Genomic DNA, 21,213 nt, shown 5'->3' with positions numbered 1-21,213 from the left:
GAGAATAATTTACAACATTAGGAAAACACTATAGTAAAAAGAAAAGGAGTCGTAAGATGGAGGACCAAGACATCAAATTGACTACTGCAGAAATCTCCGCATTATGGACGACTTATATTAAGTGCTCGGCGCTTAATTGCTTTTACACACATTTTCTTACATACCTGAAAGACGAAAGGATCAAATCCGTTGTTGAGGAAAGTTTGATGACGAATATTGAAACGATGAATAAAATCAGAAACCTTTATATTTCTGAAGGCTTTCCGATTCCGAATGGCTTCACAGAAAAGGATGTAGATACAAAGGCACCACCTCTTTACTCGGATTTATTTGCTCTGAGCTTTGTCTATAGAGGGGGTCAGGTCACAAGTAGTCACTACACGACAATTGTGGGGGCTGTTGCCCGTTCAGATGTGTATGACCTTTTCGAACAGTGCCTGACGAAAGCTCTAACATTGTATAAACAATCCTTGCAATTGATGTTGGAAAAAGGAATTTATGACCGGCCACCTAAAATGAATTACCCTCAATCCATACAGTATATTTCTCATCAGCCCTCCTTGATGGAAAGCTGGTTAGGGGATAAGAGGCCACTGAACGCCCTCGAACTGAGTGAATTATTCTTTGTGATTGAGCGGAATTGCATAGGCATCATTTTATTGAAAGGATTCATACAAACGTCTAAAGACAAAGAAGTAAAGGATTATTTAAGGAAAGGGAAAAAACTGAGTGAAAAGCAGATTACGACGTTTAATCATGTACTTGTGAAAGACGATGCATTTCCGACGTATCCAGTTTCCATGGAGATCACTGCCTCTACAAAGCCACCGTTTTCAGAGAAGTTGATGTTGTTTTTTATATCTTCTTCGAACTCAGTCGGTCTGACGACGCTTTGTCATGCTATAACGATGTCAACAAGAAAGGACCTGGCTGTTCATTACACACTGTTTGTGACGGAAATTATGAAATATGGATCTGATGGCCTCAAACTCTTAGTGGAAAGAGGTTGGATGGAGCAGCCTCCGCAACAGGAAGATCGAGGCAGCATATGTGAATAAAGATATGGGGGAGTAATATGTATTCAAAAATCGTATTTATATGTTTAGTAGGAATCCTTACCATGCTTAACATGGATAGTATAAAGAGTAGATGCAAACATTTTGTCAGGTATAAATGTTCAATGGTTTTATCAACGTTTTATACTTTAAGGTAGATATTTGACTACATGTAAGGGACGAAACGAATAAAAATAATGGTGAAATTACAATCTGATAACACAAAAAGTTCGGAATTTCTTCAGAATCTATATGACAAAGAACCTTAAGGTAAGATAGAATAAAGATACATTAAGGTAAGGCTTCAAGAGAGTAGAGTGCTTCATGTCAGGTAGATCCAAACCGATGATCTTATTGATGATCCGTCTGGTTCAACCGCGTGATCCATTCCACACTTTTGGTAGGTTGTGCTGTTTTTAAGGAGAAATAGATGCTAGAATACACCGTACATCAGGGAGTCGGCAAAGAGTATGTGGTTTTCCTTCATGGAATTGGAGGGACGTCAAAGATTTTTTGCAAGCAATTGGAAACCTTTAAAAAGTACTACAATGTAGTGACGATTCACTTGCCTGGTCATGGCAAATCGCCAGGAGTGGAATCGTATGATGAACCTTTTACGATTGATTTAATTGTACGTGAAGTCGTGGAAGTGCTGGATGAGATCAAGATTGAGCGGGCCCATTTTATTGGGATATCCCTCGGTTCAGTGGTCATTCACCATTTAATGCAACAAGCACCCGAGCGTGTGAAATCAGCGGTTTTGGGAGGATGCATCACGCGTTTTACGTTATTCTCAAACACCCTGTTGCATATTGGTCATGCGGTCAAAAAACTGATTCCATTCATGTGGTTATATAAGTTATTCGCATATGTCATGATGCCAAAAAGCAATCATAGTATTTCAAGAAAGTTGTTTATTCGGGAAGCGAAGAGAATGAAACGACAGGATTTTCTGGCGTGGTATCGACTTACACCCTATATTAAAGCAACTTACATCTGCGTACAGGAAAGGGCAGCACATATCCCGAAGCTGTATATATCAGGAAAAGAAGATCATCTTTTTGTTGATTCACTTGATGAAGACACAAAAGGGGATCCTTCTGCTGTGAAAGTATTTCTAGAGGATTGCGGACACGTTTGCAATGTAGAAAAGCCATCTGAGTTTAACCGGCTTGCCCTCGATTTCATTTATAACAATCAGAATCTTCCGCTGCGAAAGGTTCAATAGCTTGAAAATCCCATTTCAATGATGAAGTGGGATTTTTTATTTGTGAAAGAGTCAAGTGTGGGGGCAATGGAATGTCGAGAATAATATAGATAAATGAAGAGGTCCGTCCCTGCAGAAATGATGGAAAAGGGCTCTAAATAAAGAAAGTGGATGAGGAAATTGAGGTCCGTCCCTATAAAGGAAATGAGGGGGTATTGGTAGAATATAGTATAGATGGAGTCGGTTTGGGGGGATTGTGGGTTTGTTTTGGGATGTATTGAATTTCAGGTATGACGAGTATCCTTTTGAGTTGTTTTCTGTTTCTCATTTGGCAGCCATTCTCGTTTCGGTTGGCTGCATGGTGGGGTTATATGTAGGAAGACATCGTATTCAAGGGAATATGAAAAGATTATTCAAATGGACCCTGGTTGTTTTACTTGTATTGAGTGAGGCGTCTTTTCAAGTGTGGTATATCATCAATGATCATTGGGATGTAGCCGTCAACCTGCCATTTCAACTATGTTCATTATCATTGTATCTTTGTATCATCATGTTGTTGACCAGAAGCTATCGGATCTTTGAAATCGGTTTCTTTGTCAGTATGTCAGGTGCGTTTATAGCCATCATCACACCGGAGCTTTTTTTCGGATTTCCTCACTTCCGGTATTTTCAATTCTTTCTTGCCCATTTAACGATTGTAGTAGCTTGTTTGTACATGGTGTGGATCGAAGGGTTCAGACTGACATTCGGTTCCTTGATCAGGGCATTTTTTGCATTAAATGGGTTTGCCTTATTCGCTTATTTAGTCAACAAAATGGTTGGAGCGAATTATATGTTTCTCATGCATAAACCTTATAATGCAAGTCCCATTGATTATTTGGGAGAATATCCTTGGTATCTGATTTCCTTGGAAGGGGTCAGTTTTTTTCTTTTTATTATTTTATATGCCCCTTTTATCATCGTTAAGAAGAGAAGGAAAGAAGAAAAGGTAAATATATGAAACTTTTTACATGGTTCTACCGTCTATTAACATATAAGAATAGCAGGGAGCAGGTAACATGAGTCACAGTTTGACAATAAGTCTAATCATGATGCTTTCTTACGCTCTGGGAAGTATAACAGGAGCTTATTATATTGTAAAATCTCTCACTGGAAAGGATATCCGGAAGGTCGGAAGCGGGAATGTAGGGGCTACGAATGCAGGACGGATGGCAGGCAAGAAAGGATTCTTGTTGACGATTTTCATTGATGCAGGAAAAGTGATTCTCTCATTATTCATCACATCTGTCCTGACCAAGGGAGAAGGCTATTTAATCCTAAGCTCTTTAATGGTAGTGATAGGACATCTATTTCCCTTCCAACTCGGATTTCATGGCGGTAAGGGGATTGTCGCCTATTTGGCTTCTGCTTTATTTCTTTGTCCGTTAAGTATCGTTGTCTTTGCCATCATGATGGGTGGTGTTTACATCGTAATCAGGAAGTACACATTAGCCGGTTTTCTTTCAATGGCTTCCATTCCCATAACAGCCATTATGATTGAGGATTCATTCATTAAATCTGCTGGCTTGGGAATTTTATTTGTGATTATTCTGTTATCCCATAACCGATCATTTCACCATTCAGTTCAAACATAGGAGGTACAAGTATGAATAGTCAAATATTGCAATATAAGATTGCAAGAGATCCGGATGAATATCAACAAATATACTCTTTAAATTATCAAACGTTCGTAGAGGAAATCCCTCAGCATGAAATAAATGATAGTCGCATGCTTAAGGATCGGTTTCACGATGAAAATACTTATGTCATCGCAAAGGCTGGAGATGAAGTTGTGGGAATGATTGCCGTAAGATCTGACAGACCTTTTTCGTTGGATCAAAAGTTGGGCAACTTGGATGAGTATTTGCCCCCACATTCCGTACTGTGTGAAATCAGGCTTTTATCTGTTAAGGAAGCATATAGGAGTACGAGGGTATTCTATCAATTATGTAAGGTGCTTCTATCACATTGTTTAGAAAAGGGATATACCATGGCCTTGATCTCAGGTACTGTTCGGCAGCTTAAACTATATAAGCGTATGGGCTTTCGTCCGTTTGCAGAACTCGTCGGTAAAGATGCTGCGAGATTTCAGCCCATGTATCTGACTCGTGAAAGTTTTGAGAATTCTACCAAGGCGTTTCGGCGCTTGATGGTACGAAAGTCTGAAGAAACCCTTCCTCATGTATTTCTTCCTGGACCCGTTCCCCGTCATAAAAGGGTGGAAGATGCTTTTAAAAAGGAAGCTATTTCACATAGGAGCAGTTTATTTCTTCAAGAAATGGAAGAGGTGCGAAAGAACTTAAGGAAAATGACAAGTGCGAATCATGTTCAGGTGGCAGTGGGAACCGGTACTCTTGCCAATGATATGGTAGCTGCTCAACTGACAAAGCTATCCGGAAGGGGGCTCATTCTTGCAAATGGAGAATTTGGTTATAGGTTGATGGATCATGGAAATCGATTCGATTTATCTTTTCATACCATTGAAAAGGAATGGAATGACCGGATTACATTGGATGAAATTGAGACCGTACTCCAATGTGATCCAGGTATAAAATGGCTTTGGACTGTTCATTGTGAGACATCAACGGGGTACTTATACAATATCGGGAAGCTTCTTTCGCTATGTCAAAAATACGATGTAGAGCTTTGTGTGGATGCCTGCAGTTCGGTAGGTGCGATTCCGATTGATTTAAAAAATGTTTATCTCGCAAGCTCTGTAAGCGGAAAGGCACTGGGGTCTTATCCCGGTCTGGCTCTGATATTTCATCGTGATAAAATCAATCCAAGTGATTCCATCCCAAGATATCTGGATGTGGAAATGTATGCTACAAACGGTGGAAGCGTCCCGTTTACTCATTCATCCAACCTTCTGGGTGCGTTAAAAGAAGCCTTACAGGTGGTCGACTATGAAAAAAATCTTATAATTTCCCAAAAAGTAAGGCGCTTATTAAAACAAGAAGGTTTACATCTGCTTGAGGGTGAATCGTATGCTCCCTGGGTGATTACACTCGCTCTAAACAGGGAACTATGTAGTAGACAATTTGGAGATGTCTGCAAAGGGGCTGGCATCTTATTAAGCTACGAAAGTAAATACTTGATTAACAGGAATTGGGTTCAAGTGGCACTCATGGGATCGCAAAATGAATGGAAGGTATTGAACGCAATGTCTGTTCTCACAAGAGAATTTCAAAGCATGAGGGATCCAAAGGTAATCCAATGAGTGAAGTGAAAAAATTTCTTTTGGCATTTAGCAACGAACAATTGGCAGGGTTCGCGATTCTGTCCCTATGGGTCAAAACCGTTTTGGTATCGCTCTTAGGGTTCAACCTGCACGTGGAATCATTTCTTGACATCTTACTTATTCTATTTAATCCGGTTGGATCGTTATTGATATTGATTGGATTCAGCTTTTTCTTCTTTAGGAAATTGAAACCGATCCTGGTTATCATTCTGATGGGGATTGTAACCTGTCTCCTATACGGTGACCTTCTTTACTTTCGGTTTTATTCAGATTTCGTAACGGTCCCTATTCTTTTTCAGTTTAAAAACGTGGGAGGGATCGGGCCAAGCACATTTGAACTGATGAGCCCCTGGGATATTCTGTTATTGGTAGATATCCTCTTGGCTGGATGGATACTAAAGGGAAAACCAAGGGGAGCCACCGTGTTATCACGGAAATGGAAGTTCAGCTACATAGGATTAAGTGTGACTTTACTAATGAGTACACTTGTGATTGGTTTGGTGAGATCTCCTTATTTATTTGCAGAGTCCTACGACAGGGAGCAACTGGTTAAATCAATCGGACCATTCAATTATCATTTATACGATATCGCGATTGCAGCTACGAACCCGATCTCGCACCTGCTTGCAGGCAAATCAGACACAGAGGCGTCCTTAAGGTATACAAAGTCGTCCAAACAAGAACCGTCGGACTTATTTGGGGTTGCTGAAGGGAAAAACTTGATTTTAGTCAGTATGGAATCTACACAGAATTTTGCAATCAATCAAAAAATCAATGGAGAAGAAATTACACCGTTCCTGAATGAATTGATAAAGGATAGTTTTTACTTTACGAATATTTATGATCAGACCGCACAGGGAAAAACATCGGATGCAGAGTTTATGATCGACACGGGATTATACCCTTTATCAAGCGGATCAGCATTTGTGAGGAAACCTGACAATACATACAGAAGTCTTCCTCATCTCCTGAAAGCACAGAAAGATTATTATGCAGCTGTATTTCACGGTAATGACCGTACATTCTGGAACCGTGAATCCATGTATGAGTCGCTTGGGTATGATCGCTATTTTTCCAAGAGGGATTACACCGTGACCGAAGAAAATTCGGTGAATTACGGGATTAAGGACATTCCATTTTTTGATCAGACATTTACCTATCTAGAGGAAATTCCACAGCCATTCTATACACGTCTGATTACATTGACGAATCACTTTCCATTCCTATTGGAAGAACATGATCAGTTCATTGAAGAGGCTTCTACCAGTGAAGATGTTGTAAATCGTTATGTTACAACGGTGAGATATGAAGATGAAGCCATTAAGGCGTTATTTGAGAAACTAAAATCAAATGGAATGTATCAGAATACAGTAGTCGTCCTTTATGGGGATCATTACGGGATTTCTGAAAAATATGAACAGGGAGTGTTTGAACTTCTGGGTCAAGAGGATACTCCTGTAAATCATGCCAAGCTCCAACAGGTACCCCTTATCATTCATGTACCTGGTGAAAAAGCGAAAACGATTGAAACCATTGGAGGGGAGATCGATATCCGCGCGACCATCCTACATTTATTGGGCATCGAATCGAAGGACACCCTTTCATTTGGGCACAGTCTGTTTACTAGAGATGGAAATCATCCTGTTATCTTTCGGGATGGGGATTTCATTACGGAGAAGTATATTTTTCAAGACAATGCTTGCTACAGCAATATAGGTGAAAAACCAGTCAGTGACTCACGTTGCGAGCCATACAAGGAAAAGGTAAGGGAGGAATTAAGGCAGTCAGATGATATTGTGTATGGAGATTTATTGAGATTTTTAGAGTAAAAGGATGTATAACCCCCGGCTTTGAGTTAAGCTAGGGGTTATTAAGTGAATCATAATATAGTTATGTAAACTCATTTCGGTTCATTCCTTGAAGTCAGTGTATAGAACCTTCCATTGAACCCGATGACATCAATATTCATCATGTTCTCAGGGTCATTAAGACTTTGGTATTGTCGATTGATGCGGAGGGTGAATAGACCGGAAGAATTGGTCCCCTTTACGTCAGCATACTTGATTCTTTCCGTTATATCCCCATTGATACTTGTCATTTCGATAATGGAACAGTCTTCTTTACAGTCAATCCCATACTCCTTTTTTAGCCACTTTTCATAATCATTTTCAGTTGGTTTGTTGAGTATCGAGATAATACTGAGTGTTATGACGACAACAATAAAAAAAAGAAAGGTGCGTCTTTTATTCATGATTACATTCCTTCCTTCCAAAAAGTATGTATTGGAAAATCCTGATAGAATAAGTGTATCACAGTTAGAGAGGGAAGGGTGATGGAATCCTCATAAGAAAAGAGCTTAGAATGACTAAGCTCTTTAATGGTGTTATTGATTTGTTATAAGAGGAAGTTTGATCCGAACGACGGTTCCTTTGTTCAATTCACTTTCGTATTCAATCATTCCCCCCATTTCGCGAACGAGCTTATTGGTCACCATACTACCGAGTCCGGTTCCTTTTGTTTTCGTCGTATAAAAGGGTAAGCCGATTTTCTTTAATTCCTCTCCGGTCATCCCTTTTCCGTTGTCCGAGATCGTGATGATGATAGATTTAGAGAATGGGTCTTCTTTTAGACAAATCGACATTTCGCCTTGACCTTCAATGGATTCTATTCCGTTCTTTATGACGTTCATAATGGCTTGTTTCAAATGGTCCTCATCCCCTTTAATATGATGGGAGCCTGTCCCGTCAAAGAGAATGGTTGTGTTGGAATAGGCTGCGAAGGGACTTAATAGGTCCACGCAATCACCTATGACGTTTTCAAGGTTGAGATTGGACAATTGAAATCCGCTCGGTTTTGCTACGTTCAGGTAGTCGGTAATGATTTTGTTCGTTCGATCCAATTCATTCAGGATAAGTGGTGAGTACTTCTTCAATCTAGCGTCCTGTGAGTCCTCACTTAGATGTTGTATGAATCCTCTTACAGTTGCAAGGGGATTGCGGATCTCATGTGCGATGGAAGCCGCCATTTGTCCGACCATATTCAACTTGTCCAGATATACCATTTCTTCTATTTGTTTATTGGTGCGGACTAAATGTTCGATGATGTATACCAAAGCTAGAAATGTAAAATAGAACACCGTAAAGTACGTAAAATAAAATGGCAAGTGCAGAATTGGAATGAATGCTTTAATGATGGCGATGTAAAAAAGTGCGTGAATGATAAAAATGACGGTACTTACCAATAATTTGTACTGTGTCTTCAATAGCATCTTTCGAAAGAGAATACCGATTATAAACGGAAGCACTGATACAGCAATGCCTACGGCAACATAGGGACCTCCGATCAGATACCGGAAAAAGATCACGCAGCAAAGAACGATGGAACCAGAAAGGAAGCCTGCATAAATGGTCACAATCAATATCGCGATCATCCGTAAATCAAAGTGGGTTTCCCCAAGAGTTTCAATCGGGTACAGCATACATAATAATGCGCCGAATGATGCAACCAGCCCGTATGTGATTTTGTGTTTAAACGCGGATTCCTGTTTCTCTTTAAAAGGAAACAATACATTGGCATTATAAGCAAAGGAAAATAAAATCGTAATATTGACCAATAGTGATTTGATTAATGTAATCAAAAGCAAAGCCTCCAAAAAAACTACTAAACTAAGGGATAAAAAACCTCCCCAGAGCTCATACAAACATGAACATACAAATAATAAAAATACTTCATTTTCCCGTATTAGTCAAATCTTACTATCTTATGAGGGACGGACCTCCAAATAGAACAGTTATTTCTCTTGCGCATTTACAGAAAAAGTAGTGTTAAAGCATGTTTCAAGCGTTTTTCTTTTTCTTTTGCCTTGTCTGAGTTCCTTCATTTCAAGGTCCGTCCCTCATGATTTGAAGGTATTTTAGCTGGGCGAATAGAATATATAGATTATACAAGCCCTTTTGGTGGGATGGATCAGGAGAAGGTACATATTCGGTGAGTAATGGTGGTCTTTAGGTTTATCGGATTTCAGCGCCTGTATCGTGAGAATATCTTATACGAGGAGGAATGAAGATGGAAGGTCAGATCATACATGAACCACAGCAGGTAAAGATCATGCATAAGAAGATTCCCCTGAAAGAAGTGGTGAAGCGGGCCATACTGATTACGGCAGGTGCTGTGATTATGGCTGTCGGCCTAGAGATTTTCCTCGTCCCCAACCAAGTCATTGATGGAGGGATCGTCGGTGTCTCCATCATGCTCTCGCACATAACCGGCGTAAAGCTCGGACTTTTTATCTTCATCTTAAATATCCCTTTTTTCTTCATCGGTTATAAACAAATCGGAAAAACCTTCGCATTCTCTACCCTTTATGGCATTGTCATATTATCTGTGTCTACTACTTTTCTGCACCCAGTCGCAGCTTTCACTCAAGATATTCTACTGGCATCCTTATTCGGAGGCATTGTCCTCGGGATAGGAGTAGGTATGGTCATCCGTTATGGAGGTTCACTTGACGGGACAGAAATCCTCGCAATCTTATCCAGTAAAAGGCTTCCCTTCTCAGTCGGTGAAATCATCATGTTTGTAAATCTTTTCATATTAGCAAGTGCAGGCTTTGTGTTCAGCTGGGATAGAGCCATGTATTCATTACTTGCCTATTATGTGGCCTTTAAAATCATAGATATTACGATAAAAGGGCTGGATGAATCAAAATCCGTCTGGATCATTAGTGAAAATTATGAAGAAATCGGAGATGCCCTCCTGCACCGGTTAGGTAGAGGGGTTACCTATTTAAGGGGGGAAGGAGCCTTTTCAGGAGATGATAAAAAAGTGATATTCTGTGTTATCACCCGTCTGGAAGAGGCAAAGTTGAAAGACATTGTGGCAGAACATGATCCATCCGCCTTTCTCGCCATTGCGGATATTGCAGAGGTAAGGGGAGGAAGGTTCAAGAAGAAAGATATACATTGATTTGTGAATGGTATTGTGGGCTGGTACTTGTCGGTATGATCTTGGTTATTTTTGTATAAAATGACGCTTGACAGTTAGTAAATACTCCCATATAATTTCAATAACACTTTTATACGAATTGGAATATACTATATGAAAGCAAAGAAGAGGACATGATTCATTCAATCTTCTCTTAATCAGAGATCAGGGTCACCGGCTGAGAGCCTTGAAGAGAAATGGATGTTTTACCGCCTTGGAGCTATCATGGAGAAGGTGCAGTATCCATGATCGGGAAAACCGTTATCTTACTTAAGCGAAGAGTTTCTTTATACTCTTTGAAATTAGGGTGGAACCACGACCGCACTCGTCCCTTGGTTAGGGATGAGTGCGGTTTTTTATTTTTGAATAAGCAAATCGCTAAGAAGAGGACACAAATCATTTTTACCTTCTTACCAGAGAACAGGGTCATGAGGCTGCAAGCCCTGAAGAAAGGGAATTGATTTACCACCTCGGAGCTATTATGGGGAAATCAAAGTATCCATAATCGGGAAAACCGTTATCTTACTTGAGCGAAGTGTTCATGTTGTTGAGCACTTCGGAATTAGGGTGGTACCACGACCGCATTCGTCCCTTGGTTAGGGATGAATGCGGTTTTTTATATAAAAAAATCTTAAGGAGGAAATAAAATGATGTCTATCCAATCAGAAGTTGAAAAGAGAAATCATCGAAAATTGGGTCAGGAGCTTGAATTGTTCATTTCCATGGAAGAGGCCCCGGGGATGCCCTTTTATTTACCGAAAGGCATGCTGTTACGGAATGAACTGGAGGATTTCTGGAAGAGGGAACACAGAAAGGCAGGCTACCAGGAAATCCGGACACCGATCATGATGAAACAAGAGCTTTGGGAGAAGTCGGGTCATTGGGATCATTACCATGAAAACATGTACTTCTCAGAAGTGGACGATCAGAAATATGCCATCAAGCCTATGAGTTGTCCAGGTGCCGTACTCATTTATAAAAGTAAGAAAAGAAGTTATCGTGAATTACCCCTCCGCTTTGGAGAGCTCGGGTTGGTTCACCGCCATGAGCTTTCCGGATCATTGAGCGGATTATTGAGGGTCCGTTCCTTCACTCAAGATGATGCCCATTTATTTGTCAGGGAAGATCAGATTCGTGAAGAACTTCATAAAGTCCTCGATCTCATTGATCGTTTCTATGGGAAATTCGGTTTTGACTACAAAGTCGAGCTTTCTACTCGCCCGGAAGACTTTATGGGATCTGTAGACCTTTGGAATCAAGCAGAAGATGATCTAGAAGGAGTATTGAAGGATAGAGAAGTTGATTATCATATCAACGAAGGAGACGGAGCCTTCTACGGACCGAAAATCGACTTTCATATTCTTGATATTCTCGGAAGAAGCTGGCAGTGTGGGACGGTTCAACTCGATTTTCAAATGCCTGAAAAATTTCAGTGTCAATATATCGGTGAAGACAATCAAGCCCAGATGCCGATTATGATCCATCGTGCTATTTATGGTTCCATTGAGCGTTTCCTTGCTATCATCATAGAACATTTTGGAGGTGACTTCCCTCTTTGGTTAGCTCCTCATCAGGTGAAGATCCTTCCTATTTCTGAAGCTCATAACGCCTTTGCCGAAGAAGTAAAGTTTCAGTTGGAAAATGAAGGTTTAAGGGTGGAGTTAGACGATCGAGCTGAGAAAGTCGGATTGAAGATCAGAGAGGCAGAGATGCAGAAAGTTCCATATATGATGGTGATAGGGGATAAAGAACTTCAGCAGCAATCGGTGTCTCTCCGAAAAAGGAAGGAAGGTAACCTTGGGGTAGTTACAATGAAAGAAGTGATCATGAAACTTAAAGACGAGTTGATATAAGTAGGTGATTGATTGGTGCCTTGTTGAAATGAGGTTAATTGTGGAAAAATTCTCTTGACCAATTCCTGTATATTTAATACACTAACAGAAGGAAAATTCTGAATACAATGAAAGGGGGAGGAGAAATGAGCACTTTTTATCTAAATGACCATACCATTTCTTCTTCCTATTTAAGAGCTAAAAAGTAAATCATTTTACTTTTTAGCTTTTTTTATGTCAAGGGGGGAAGCCATTTGAGTTACAAAAGAGTTCTAATAAAGTTGAGCGGGGGAGCTTTGGCAGATAAAGAAGGGAATAATTTTGGTACAGCAGAGCTTGAGCATATTGCCAACGAAATCCTGTCCATTGTAAACATGGGAATTGAAGTGTCATTGGTAGTTGGAGGAGGAAATATATTCAGGGGTAATTTAGCTGATAATTGGGGAATTGATCGTGTGGAAGCGGATAGTATCGGTACACTTGGAACGATCGTAAACAGCTTGATGCTGAGAGGAGTGCTCAAAAGTAAAACGGAAAGAGAAGTAAGGGTCATGACGTCCATCCCTGTCTCGGCAGTGGCTGAACCTTATATCCGTTTAAGAGCTGTCCATCATTTGGATAAAGGATACATTGTCATTTTCGGAGGGGGAAATGGCCAGCCTTTCGTCACGACGGATTATCCGAGTGTCCAACGAGCGATCGAAACAAATAGTGATGCCATTCTGGTAGCGAAACAAGGAGTGGATGGTGTATTCACTTCCGACCCTAAACAGGATAAAGAGGCAAAGATGTACCATAATCTAAATTATGATGACGTGGTTAAGAACAATATTAAAGTCATGGATCAGTCAGCGCTCCTATTAGCAAGGGATTATAAGCTCCCGGTGCATATCTTTAACTTTAATCAGGTGGGAATTATGGAGAAAATATGCTCCGGACAGAAATGGGGCACTTTGATTAATCATGGTGAGACTAAATTGTAAGCGGATGACGGCAGTTGAAACAGGAGTTTCCATAATAGGACAATTCCTTGACTTTTTTCTATTAAAAGGAGACGCATATGAGTTTTACTTTTCAAATGATGACTCAGGAACAGGCAGAATGTATAGCAAATACATGGAAGTATGAAGGAGAATATGCTTTTTATGATATATCGGCAGATGAAGAAGATTTAGCAGAATTTCTGGATGAAGGGAGACGTGGAAATGCGACTTTTTCGGTTCTCAATGAAGGGAAGCTGATTGGTTTCTTTTCATTCAATGACTTGAATGATGGAACGATTGAAATCGGATTGGGAATGAAGCCTGGTATGACTGGAAAAGGCAAAGGACAAGAATTCACGGAAGCCGGATTGGAATTCGCGCGAAGCAAATATTCTCCAAGTGCTTTCAGTCTATCTGTGGCCACGTTCAATCAACGTGCGATCAAAGTGTATAAGAAGTCAGGTTTTACCGCTCTTGGAACATTCATTCAAAAGACCAATGGTGGTAGCCATGAATTTCTTAAAATGGAATACCATCTATAGAAGAAGTAGGAGTGTTTGAACGGTGAGCGTTAAGATTCTGAACCAATTTGAACCGGATAAAATGAAAGAAATAAAAGATGTGTATCATTCAGTAGGGTGGCTTAAACATACAGATGAAATTATATCCAAAATATTCTTGAGGAGTGATATCGTTTCCCTTGCTGTTTTTGAAGGGCGTATTGTGGGGGTTGGCAGAGCTTTGACGGATGGGGTCTTCAACGCGACGATATATGATGTAGTCGTCCACCAGGATTATCAACGAAGGGGAATCGCGAGTCAAATTATGAGGGATCTGTTGGAACAATTGAAAGACGTATCTTGTATCTTACTGGTATCGACTTCAGGAAATGAAGCTTTCTATAGAAAACATGGCATGAAAAACCTGAAGACCGGTATGGCAAGGTACCTTAATCCAACATTGACGGAGGAATATCTGGAATAAAAAAAGGGCAGTCACATCAGTGACTGCCTTCTGATCCATCCGTACCTTCAAAGATACAATCAAACTCATCAGCCAGGTCAAAATCAACGTCTGTAAGACCTTTCTCATGCCAAGAAGTCAATTCTACAATAATCAGCTTGTATTGAATCGTTATGAAGGGATGATGATTTACTTCTTCTGATCGTTCGGCCAATTTGTTAACAAAACGGATCCCTTCAAGATAATCTTTGAACCGATAGCGCCTTTCAATCCATTTACCATCTTTCAACTCCCATTTCTCAATGGACCTCAACTTTTGGGAAATGGTCGCCTCATTCAACTTCTTCATACGATGACACCTTTCCTGTCATAGATCACATCAAGACCATTTTCAATCAAGCGCTGAAATCGATCCTGTTCACTTAAATGAAGCAAATCTCTAAGAAGTTCTTTCTTTATACATGCTTCCGGATCATGAATTTCCAAGAGTTCGACTATCTCTAGTCTAAGAAGCCATTCTTCAGGAAAATCTTCTTTTAATTTCCCTACTATGCTGTGAACTAAATCGATAGAGAAATTGACTTCACGCAAATCACGCACTTCTGCAAAAAGATTTTCCAAAGGTGTAAGCGGCTCAGATTCACCGTCCATTTCTTCATGAATGGAAACCACATTGCCAAAGTAAGCATCGAAGTCAGCAGCATGGGGGCGTGCAGAAACGATAGCAGAACCGACGGCTAAGTCATATGTTCCCCATGTGGGATGGAATAGAATCTGTTCTCCATGAGTGACCAGGCATTCATCTATGGTCAAGAGGATGGGGTGTTGATGGTGAAAGACAATGTCCGTTACATGTCCCGAAACTTCTATGCCGCTTTCAAAGGTGATTTGCATCATCTTATTCAATTCTATGCCCATCTTCTTCAATTCAGCTTCTGTTTTACTTTCTAAACAGGTCCCATCTTGAAGGTAACCGATTGGGGCACCGAATCCATCGGCATGACGTTCCGTTCCATGATGACTCAGTTGCTCATTTTGCACGGATAGAGCAGTCGGCCCTGTCGTCTTTACATAGATTGCCTCACCATCAGCGTCTTTGATTATTTCTTTAAAGACCCCTGTAATCTGTAGGCCGGAATTGTATTCAATATGAGCCACTTGATTGGAGTGAATCGCTTTCTCGATTGAATTTGTACCTCCTTTTCGGAATGCCATTGTTTCACCAAATTTTTCTACCTCATCAATCAATTGGTCAAAGCTTTCGCATACAAATAATTGAGTTTGCATGGATGTGACATCATAGCTTGTTTGAATAGCATCATGTATAGAGAATGGCCGCTTATTCACCTCATTGGATAAACTGTGCTTGCTCTCACCAACCGACGAAAGCAGTCCGGCACCGAAAATCTTTGGTTGATGAAATTCTCCGATCAATCCAAATTCGACGGTCCACCAGAAGATTCGCGATACCTGCTCAGCTTCCGAGAGCCCGGATACCGTTTCCTGCTTTTCTGCTAAGATCTTTTTTGCCCTCAGGATTTCTTCTTCGGTCGAATTCGGTTTTTCCATCACAATGGATAGTCTTCTGGTTGCTTCGAATACTTCATGCTCCTCTTCAGTAGCAAATGCATTGGCGCCGATATTTCCAATAAGTTTAACAAACTTTGAGTACGTTTCGTCAAATAGTATGGGGGCGTGACCGGCCGCTTCATGAAGGATATCGGGAGCAGGTGTATATTCAATATTAGATTTTTGTCGGATATCTGTGGCAATCGGTAGAATACCATGGGACTGGAAATCAAAGAATGCAGTACCAGGAATTAAACCATCAACTATCGCAGCTCCCCAGCCGATTTCAGACAGATGTTTGTTCATGTCACTAACTCTGGGGATTTCCTCGATGTTGATTCCGGAAGATTTTAATCCTTCAGTAAAGGCTTCATGAGCGGTTCCTTCCAGAAAATGATGGTTCTGTCGCATGACATACCGCCAAACTGCATGATCAATGGGTGTATAGGCATCATAATACTGCTTTGCTACAAATTGACGTAAATGATTTGGAATCGATTGTTTCATAAAACATTCTCCTTAGTATGGTGTTTTAGTACTTAAACGCTTTTGTGCACGAAAGTATGAACATACAAAAAGTCCCTGCTGAAACAAATCAGCAGGGACGATTGAATTCGCGGTACCACCCTCATTGTAAGTTTATGACAACTTACCACTCAAATTGATAACGGTCAATGACCGTCCTGATCTATTGAAGGACAGGAAGCTCCGGAAACGTAATTCATGAAACTTCCTTTGTGCCGGCTTTCAGCGATACCGGCTCTCTGGTAACAGGGAGGAGTTCACTACTGCAAATCCATCGTAGCTTTGTTATATATGTTCAAGATGCTTTATATCTTAAACGCTTTTAAGCGTTAAAGTCAAGAAAAATTTTCAAGTTCGTATATGTCCTTCAACCGGAAAGAATGGCAAAATTGAATCTAATACAAATAAAAACGCCATTAAAGGCGTTTTTATAATGTATGTGTCTTTTCCTTTGGATCTTCGAGGTTCATTTTTTCTAATTCAAGCCTCATTTTTTGAGTTTCAATGACGAAATTTTCATGTTTCAATTTTTCAAGCTGTAGTTCATCTTCTAACATTTTCTGTTTAAGCTTGGATTGTTTTTGAAAATGGTCTGTAATGATGCCGAGAATGGGTATAGAAAAAATCATGATTACAGCGATTGTACCGGTCATTTCAATCCTCCTCTTTCTCTTATATTCTCGACTTGTAATAGTTTAATTATATCAAAGTGCGAGATAAAAAGTAAAAAAATGGTCATTTGAAGAATGAATTTCTATACTTGAATATACGGAGAAGAGGGGGGATTGGTTTCAAACATTTAGGTGTGGTTCGATTTCACTTGGAGAGAACGTGATTTTACCATTATATGTTAAAATGCGCAATTAAAAGAATTATGACGCAATTAGGAGTGAAAACGACGCAATAATTAAAAAAATGACGCAATTCATCATAAAAACGACGCAATTCGGAATCCGTCTCCTGTTTATATAACCGCTGACATGTGAATAATACCTTGATTTGGGGTACGCAAAACCATTTATTTAGATTTTTTCATTATTTTATACAGTAAGAGATCAAAATGACATGGAAATACAAAGATATTATAGAAAGTATTCAATCATGCCAAACATCTCTCATGAGGGAGGAACTTACACATTCCACTTCCTTTGTACAAAAGTAAGCATGGTTCCTCTATATTTTCTCACTGCGGAATTCATGATGATGTAGATCAAGACGCCGAATATGGGTATATTGATCAGCATACCGGTAAAGAAGGCTTTCCCGATTTGTAATCCCACTCCAACGGCATCGTTTGTTGAATCCAATGGGAAGAAGAGATGACCCACAGCAATGTTCAGGTAAAAGAAAAAAGGGAATGCCCAGATTAGAGAGACCCCTCCAACTAGTCCTGCGAAAGAATTACCCTTGAATATCTTTGCACATGCCGTTGAAATAATGGGTCCGATCCCAAAGGAAGGAACAAAGTTAATCAATAGACCGACCGTGAAGCCTAATGCGATACTATGGGCATTATCTTTAAGACGTAGTAGTTTTAAAGTGAGGCATTTGAATTGTCTTAATTTTTTTCTTATCATGTTATAATCACCAAATCATTCGAGTTTTTGATTCTATTCAAGTCTGTTTTTTGTCATCCTAGTTTATAGTATGTCTTATTTTGGCGATTGTAAATTGAAATTGTATTTTTTTAAGGGATTCATTGGATTTTTTTCATGATTTTCTTTATGAGTGTAAATAAAATGGTATTCTAGTAATAGTAGAATATTTGGCAGAGTGAGGACATGAAAATGAAACTAACCAAAAAGATCCCCAATATGGTGACGTTGGGGAATTTATATTGTGGATTCTTATCCATCGGATTTGCAGCAAGTGGACAGTTTAAGAATGCTGCGGTCTTGATCATTATAGGCATGATGCTTGATAGTATGGATGGAAGACTTGCAAGAATGCTCAATGCAGACAGTAATCTTGGTAAAGAATTAGATTCTTTGGCGGATATTGTGACATTTGGTGTGGCACCATCGTTTCTTGTTTATTATACATACTTTTTTCAATTCGGTTTATTAGGGTTCATCGTAGCAGGTTTATTCCCTTTGTTCGGTGCGTACCGCCTTGCACGCTTCAATACAAGTCCACCGAAATCGTCGCTGCACTACTTTGTAGGGGTACCCATTACGGCAGCGGGTGGAATTCTGGCCATCCTTACTTTATTCGGTAACTGGATCCCGAATATCGTGACTACCGTCATTTTTACGGCGATGTGCTTTCTCATGGTGAGCAGGATTAGAATTCCGAGCTTGAAGGAAGTTCCATTACCTAAATATGGAACCATTGTGACCCTCTTTATCGGTGCTTTGCTTTATGTGATCTATAAAGGGACCTATGAGGAGTTTCCGTACCTCATTTACATTGCCACCCCACTGTATATAGCGTATCTTGCGTATCGTTTTATCAAAAGGTAATTCTCTTCAGTCGCACTAAAGAAAGGAGCCGGGCAGTGCCCGGCTCCTTTCTTTATTCTGCATGTTTGAAAATGGTTTCCTGCCATTTTTGATAAGCGTAAATGATGAAAGAGAGACCATAAATGACCAGGAGATATTGCCAAGGAGAAATCTTATCGTATTCGGCTATTCCGAGTAGAGCCAGCAACGGCAGAGCTGCAAAGCACATAAAGGCATCCATAAGGAAGTTCACCGTCGTATAAAGAATGAATTTATGTGATGTAAATCGGAATATCCAAAAGGTCCCTACTGCAAAAATTCCGTATGCAAAGCTCACATCTATCATGTACCCCCAGGGAACGATATATTGATGGATGATCCACCATTTGTATGTATAGGCAATTTGAAAGATGATGGTCATAAGTAAGCAAGTGAGAATGGTGACAGGCATAAATCGCTTTATAGTCTTTGAAGAAGCGAAGAATAAACTGAACCAGGGAAGAAAGAAGGCAATGAAAAGCATCACTTTGGCTGTCATACAGAAAAACTCCAAACGTTTTGGTTTTTCATAGTTTTCCACAACGTTTGAAGTCTATACTTGATATTTTAAATCATTCCTATCAGGAAGCCACCAATGGACCCAGTAATGACGACAATCCAAGGAGGCAGCTTCCAGAAGACCAGCATACTGAATAAAATCGCACCGAAAGCAAAATCGACTGGTGCCAGAATGGAAGAGGTCCATATTGGATGATAAAAAGCCGCAACCAAAATGCCGACCACTGCAGCATTTACCCCCATTAGTGCTCCCTTTATCTTGGGGTTTTGTCTTAGTGTATCCCAGAATGGCAATGTCCCCAGAATGAGTAGAAAAGCAGGGAGGAAAATGGCAATCGTCGCAAGGATTCCACCCTTCCAACCGTTAATCACTGCTCCAATATAAGCTGCGAAGGTGAAGAGCGGGCCAGGGACCGCTTGGGCTGCAGCATATCCTGCCAGAAATTGTTCTTCCGTCAACCAGCCTGTCGGAACAAATTCCCTCTCAAGGAGCGGCAAAACAACATGACCGCCACCGAATACCAATGATCCAGATCGATAGTAACTGTCAAAGAGAGCGAGCCATTCCCATGTGCTCCATTCTCTGAAAATAGGAAGTAGAAACAGTAGCCCAAAGAAAATCGATAAACAAATCAACGCGAATCTTCTCGAAACGGGAAACGTTAACACTGTTTCATCACCTGCTTCATGATGCCGATAAAGTAGGAATCCGATAAGAGCAGATAGAAGGATCACCCCGACTTGTGAGAGGGCAGTCTGCCAAAGTAAAATGATCACCAAAGTGAAGAGGGCAATGGCTTTACGCTTTAAATCTGGAGTCAATTTCTTGGCCATACCTAAAATCGCATGCGCCACCACTGCTACCGCTACGAGCTTCAACCCATGTAACCATCCTGCATTGGACATATCGGCTCCTTGAAGAAGAATGGCAAATAGAATTAAAACCATTACAGACGGAAGGGTGAAACCCAAAAAAGATACAATTCCGCCAAGCACACCGGCACGCATAATGCCTATGCCAATCCCCACTTGACTGCTGGCAGGCCCGGGAAGGAATTGACAGAGAGCTACGAGATCCCCGTAGCTTTTTTCATCCATCCATTTTCTTTTACGGACATACTCTTCATGAAAATAACCGAGGTGGGCAGCAGGTCCTCCAAAGGATGTAAATCCCAGTCTAGTAGATATGAAAAGGAGCTCAATCAGTGTTTTAATTTTTCTTGATGTGTTCAATATGTATTCACCTACTTATCAGTCTCTTATTTCTTTAAAAAGCTCAAATGCTTTGTTTTGGGCTTCACCCAAAACCTCATTTCCTTTATTGGTTGCTGAATAATATTTTCTGATTTTCCCGTCCACGTTTTTATCTTCTTTTAGTAGCAGCCCGTCTGTTTCCATGGAGTGAAGAATGGGATACAGTGTACCAGAGCTGATGTTATATCCATGTTCTTTCAATTCTTCAAGCATCCACTTCCCATAAATGGGTTCTTGTTTAGCGTGATGCAGGATATGTATTTGAATGAATCCAAGGAATAGTTTTCTTAAGACTTTATCTTCCACAATAAACACCTTCTTTATTTAATATCGAAATTCAATATCGATATCCGATATCGGTTTTTTATACTGTAACTATAGCATGTGAAAATCGATTTTTAAAAGAATAAATGATCTGGGAAAAGCATTTTTTAAACGCTCTTTATGCAATGGTTGTTGTTATTCTTAGTGTGGAAGAGGGTGAAGAGAATGCTCCGGTTTTCCGTAGGAGTCTCCGCAGTTCTCTATTTCCTCTAAAGTAGAAAGAGAATTAGTACTATTAA

The 21,213-nt window shown here is 40.2% G+C and carries 21 protein-coding genes and 3 other annotated features; of the genes, 12 read left to right on the top strand and 9 right to left on the bottom strand.

Features of this window, described 5'->3' with window-relative positions:
• Nucleotides 1-56 precede the first annotated feature (56 nt).
• From ACIGG7_RS21130 to ACIGG7_RS21105, 6 genes are all read left to right on the top strand, one after another.
• Nucleotides 57-1,058, top strand: coding sequence for a DUF3231 family protein (locus ACIGG7_RS21130; protein WP_224940968.1), 1,002 nt, complete (start codon nt 57-59; stop codon nt 1,056-1,058).
• A gap of 427 nt (nt 1,059-1,485) precedes the next feature.
• Nucleotides 1,486-2,283, top strand: coding sequence for an alpha/beta fold hydrolase (locus ACIGG7_RS21125; protein ID WP_397550965.1), 798 nt, complete (start codon nt 1,486-1,488; stop codon nt 2,281-2,283).
• 241 nt (nt 2,284-2,524) lie between these two features.
• A complete protein-coding gene (locus ACIGG7_RS21120; protein ID WP_397550964.1) occupies nt 2,525-3,262 on the top strand; it encodes a YwaF family protein in 738 nt (245 codons plus the stop codon).
• 58 nt (nt 3,263-3,320) lie between these two features.
• Nucleotides 3,321-3,896, top strand: a complete 576-nt coding sequence (locus tag ACIGG7_RS21115) for a glycerol-3-phosphate acyltransferase (RefSeq protein WP_397550963.1) — start codon at nt 3,321-3,323, stop codon at nt 3,894-3,896.
• An 11-nt stretch (nt 3,897-3,907) separates the two neighbouring features.
• Nucleotides 3,908-5,521, top strand: a complete 1,614-nt coding sequence (locus ACIGG7_RS21110; protein ID WP_397550962.1) for an aminotransferase class V-fold PLP-dependent enzyme — start codon at nt 3,908-3,910, stop codon at nt 5,519-5,521.
• On the top strand, nt 5,518-7,371 hold the full coding sequence (locus ACIGG7_RS21105; protein WP_397550961.1) for an LTA synthase family protein: 1,854 nt from the start codon (nt 5,518-5,520) through the stop codon (nt 7,369-7,371). Before ACIGG7_RS21110 ends, ACIGG7_RS21105 begins: the two co-directional genes overlap by 4 nt.
• Nucleotides 7,372-7,442: 71 nt before the next feature.
• Here the strand turns inward: ACIGG7_RS21105 and ACIGG7_RS21100 are convergent, their stop codons facing one another.
• Nucleotides 7,443-7,793: a hypothetical protein gene (locus ACIGG7_RS21100; RefSeq protein WP_397550960.1), complete on the bottom strand. Its 351-nt coding sequence runs from the start codon at nt 7,791-7,793 to the stop codon at nt 7,443-7,445.
• A gap of 132 nt (nt 7,794-7,925) precedes the next feature.
• Nucleotides 7,926-9,179, bottom strand: coding sequence for an ATP-binding protein (locus ACIGG7_RS21095; RefSeq protein WP_397550959.1), 1,254 nt, complete (start codon nt 9,177-9,179; stop codon nt 7,926-7,928).
• Between the two features lie 470 nt (nt 9,180-9,649).
• Between ACIGG7_RS21095 and ACIGG7_RS21090 the strand changes: the two genes are divergently transcribed.
• The 5 genes from ACIGG7_RS21090 (at nt 9,650) to ACIGG7_RS21070 (ending at nt 14,324) form a co-directional block, all read left to right on the top strand.
• Nucleotides 9,650-10,507, top strand: coding sequence for a YitT family protein (locus ACIGG7_RS21090; RefSeq protein ID WP_397550983.1), 858 nt, complete (start codon nt 9,650-9,652; stop codon nt 10,505-10,507).
• A gap of 132 nt (nt 10,508-10,639) precedes the next feature.
• Nucleotides 10,640-10,861: a binding site (T-box leader), on the top strand.
• Nucleotides 10,862-10,896: 35 nt separating this feature from the next.
• Nucleotides 10,897-11,121, top strand: a binding site (T-box leader).
• Between the two features lie 51 nt (nt 11,122-11,172).
• Complete coding sequence (thrS, locus tag ACIGG7_RS21085) at nt 11,173-12,378, top strand: threonine--tRNA ligase (protein ID WP_397550958.1); 1,206 nt, start codon at nt 11,173-11,175, stop codon at nt 12,376-12,378.
• A gap of 233 nt (nt 12,379-12,611) precedes the next feature.
• Nucleotides 12,612-13,340, top strand: coding sequence for a UMP kinase (pyrH, locus tag ACIGG7_RS21080; protein ID WP_397550957.1), 729 nt, complete (start codon nt 12,612-12,614; stop codon nt 13,338-13,340).
• Nucleotides 13,341-13,417: 77 nt separating this feature from the next.
• Nucleotides 13,418-13,882 (top strand): GNAT family N-acetyltransferase, encoded by a 465-nt coding sequence (locus ACIGG7_RS21075; protein WP_397550956.1) that lies wholly within the window; start codon nt 13,418-13,420, stop codon nt 13,880-13,882.
• A gap of 22 nt (nt 13,883-13,904) precedes the next feature.
• Nucleotides 13,905-14,324 carry a GNAT family N-acetyltransferase gene (locus ACIGG7_RS21070; protein WP_397550955.1) on the top strand — a complete coding sequence of 140 codons (420 nt, stop codon included), beginning with the start codon at nt 13,905-13,907 and terminating at the stop codon, nt 14,322-14,324.
• 16 nt (nt 14,325-14,340) lie between these two features.
• Here the strand turns inward: ACIGG7_RS21070 and ACIGG7_RS21065 are convergent, their stop codons facing one another.
• From ACIGG7_RS21065 to ACIGG7_RS21050, 4 genes are all read right to left on the bottom strand, one after another.
• Nucleotides 14,341-14,652: a 4a-hydroxytetrahydrobiopterin dehydratase gene (locus ACIGG7_RS21065; protein WP_397550954.1), complete on the bottom strand. Its 312-nt coding sequence runs from the start codon at nt 14,650-14,652 to the stop codon at nt 14,341-14,343.
• A complete protein-coding gene (locus tag ACIGG7_RS21060) occupies nt 14,649-16,379 on the bottom strand; it encodes an aromatic amino acid hydroxylase (RefSeq protein ID WP_397550953.1) in 1,731 nt (576 codons plus the stop codon). The genes ACIGG7_RS21065 and ACIGG7_RS21060 overlap by 4 nt, the downstream gene beginning before the upstream one ends.
• 90 nt (nt 16,380-16,469) lie before the next feature.
• Nucleotides 16,470-16,684, bottom strand: a binding site (T-box leader).
• Nucleotides 16,685-16,825: 141 nt separating this feature from the next.
• Nucleotides 16,826-17,050, bottom strand: a complete 225-nt coding sequence (locus ACIGG7_RS21055; protein ID WP_224940953.1) for a hypothetical protein — start codon at nt 17,048-17,050, stop codon at nt 16,826-16,828.
• A gap of 477 nt (nt 17,051-17,527) precedes the next feature.
• Nucleotides 17,528-17,974, bottom strand: coding sequence for a DUF2062 domain-containing protein (locus ACIGG7_RS21050; protein WP_224940952.1), 447 nt, complete (start codon nt 17,972-17,974; stop codon nt 17,528-17,530).
• Nucleotides 17,975-18,184: 210 nt separating this feature from the next.
• Between ACIGG7_RS21050 and pssA the strand changes: the two genes are divergently transcribed.
• Complete coding sequence (pssA, locus tag ACIGG7_RS21045; protein WP_224940951.1) at nt 18,185-18,859, top strand: CDP-diacylglycerol--serine O-phosphatidyltransferase; 675 nt, start codon at nt 18,185-18,187, stop codon at nt 18,857-18,859.
• A 52-nt stretch (nt 18,860-18,911) separates the two neighbouring features.
• Here the strand turns inward: pssA and ACIGG7_RS21040 are convergent, their stop codons facing one another.
• The 3 genes from ACIGG7_RS21040 to ACIGG7_RS21030 all read right to left on the bottom strand — a co-directional run bounded on the left by ACIGG7_RS21040 (nt 18,912) and on the right by ACIGG7_RS21030 (nt 20,956).
• Nucleotides 18,912-19,376: a hypothetical protein gene (locus tag ACIGG7_RS21040; protein WP_224940950.1), complete on the bottom strand. Its 465-nt coding sequence runs from the start codon at nt 19,374-19,376 to the stop codon at nt 18,912-18,914.
• Nucleotides 19,377-19,444: 68 nt separating this feature from the next.
• Nucleotides 19,445-20,629, bottom strand: coding sequence for a chromate transporter (locus ACIGG7_RS21035; RefSeq protein ID WP_397550952.1), 1,185 nt, complete (start codon nt 20,627-20,629; stop codon nt 19,445-19,447).
• Nucleotides 20,630-20,647: 18 nt separating this feature from the next.
• Nucleotides 20,648-20,956, bottom strand: coding sequence for a PadR family transcriptional regulator (locus ACIGG7_RS21030; RefSeq protein WP_397550951.1), 309 nt, complete (start codon nt 20,954-20,956; stop codon nt 20,648-20,650).
• Between the last annotated feature and the right edge of the window lie 257 nt (nt 20,957-21,213).

This window comes from Rossellomorea sp. NPDC077527, from assembly GCF_044542955.1.
GTDB classification, from domain to species: domain Bacteria; phylum Bacillota; class Bacilli; order Bacillales; family Bacillaceae_B; genus Rossellomorea; species Rossellomorea aquimaris_E.
This window is presented reverse-complemented; position numbering and strand designations above follow the sequence as displayed.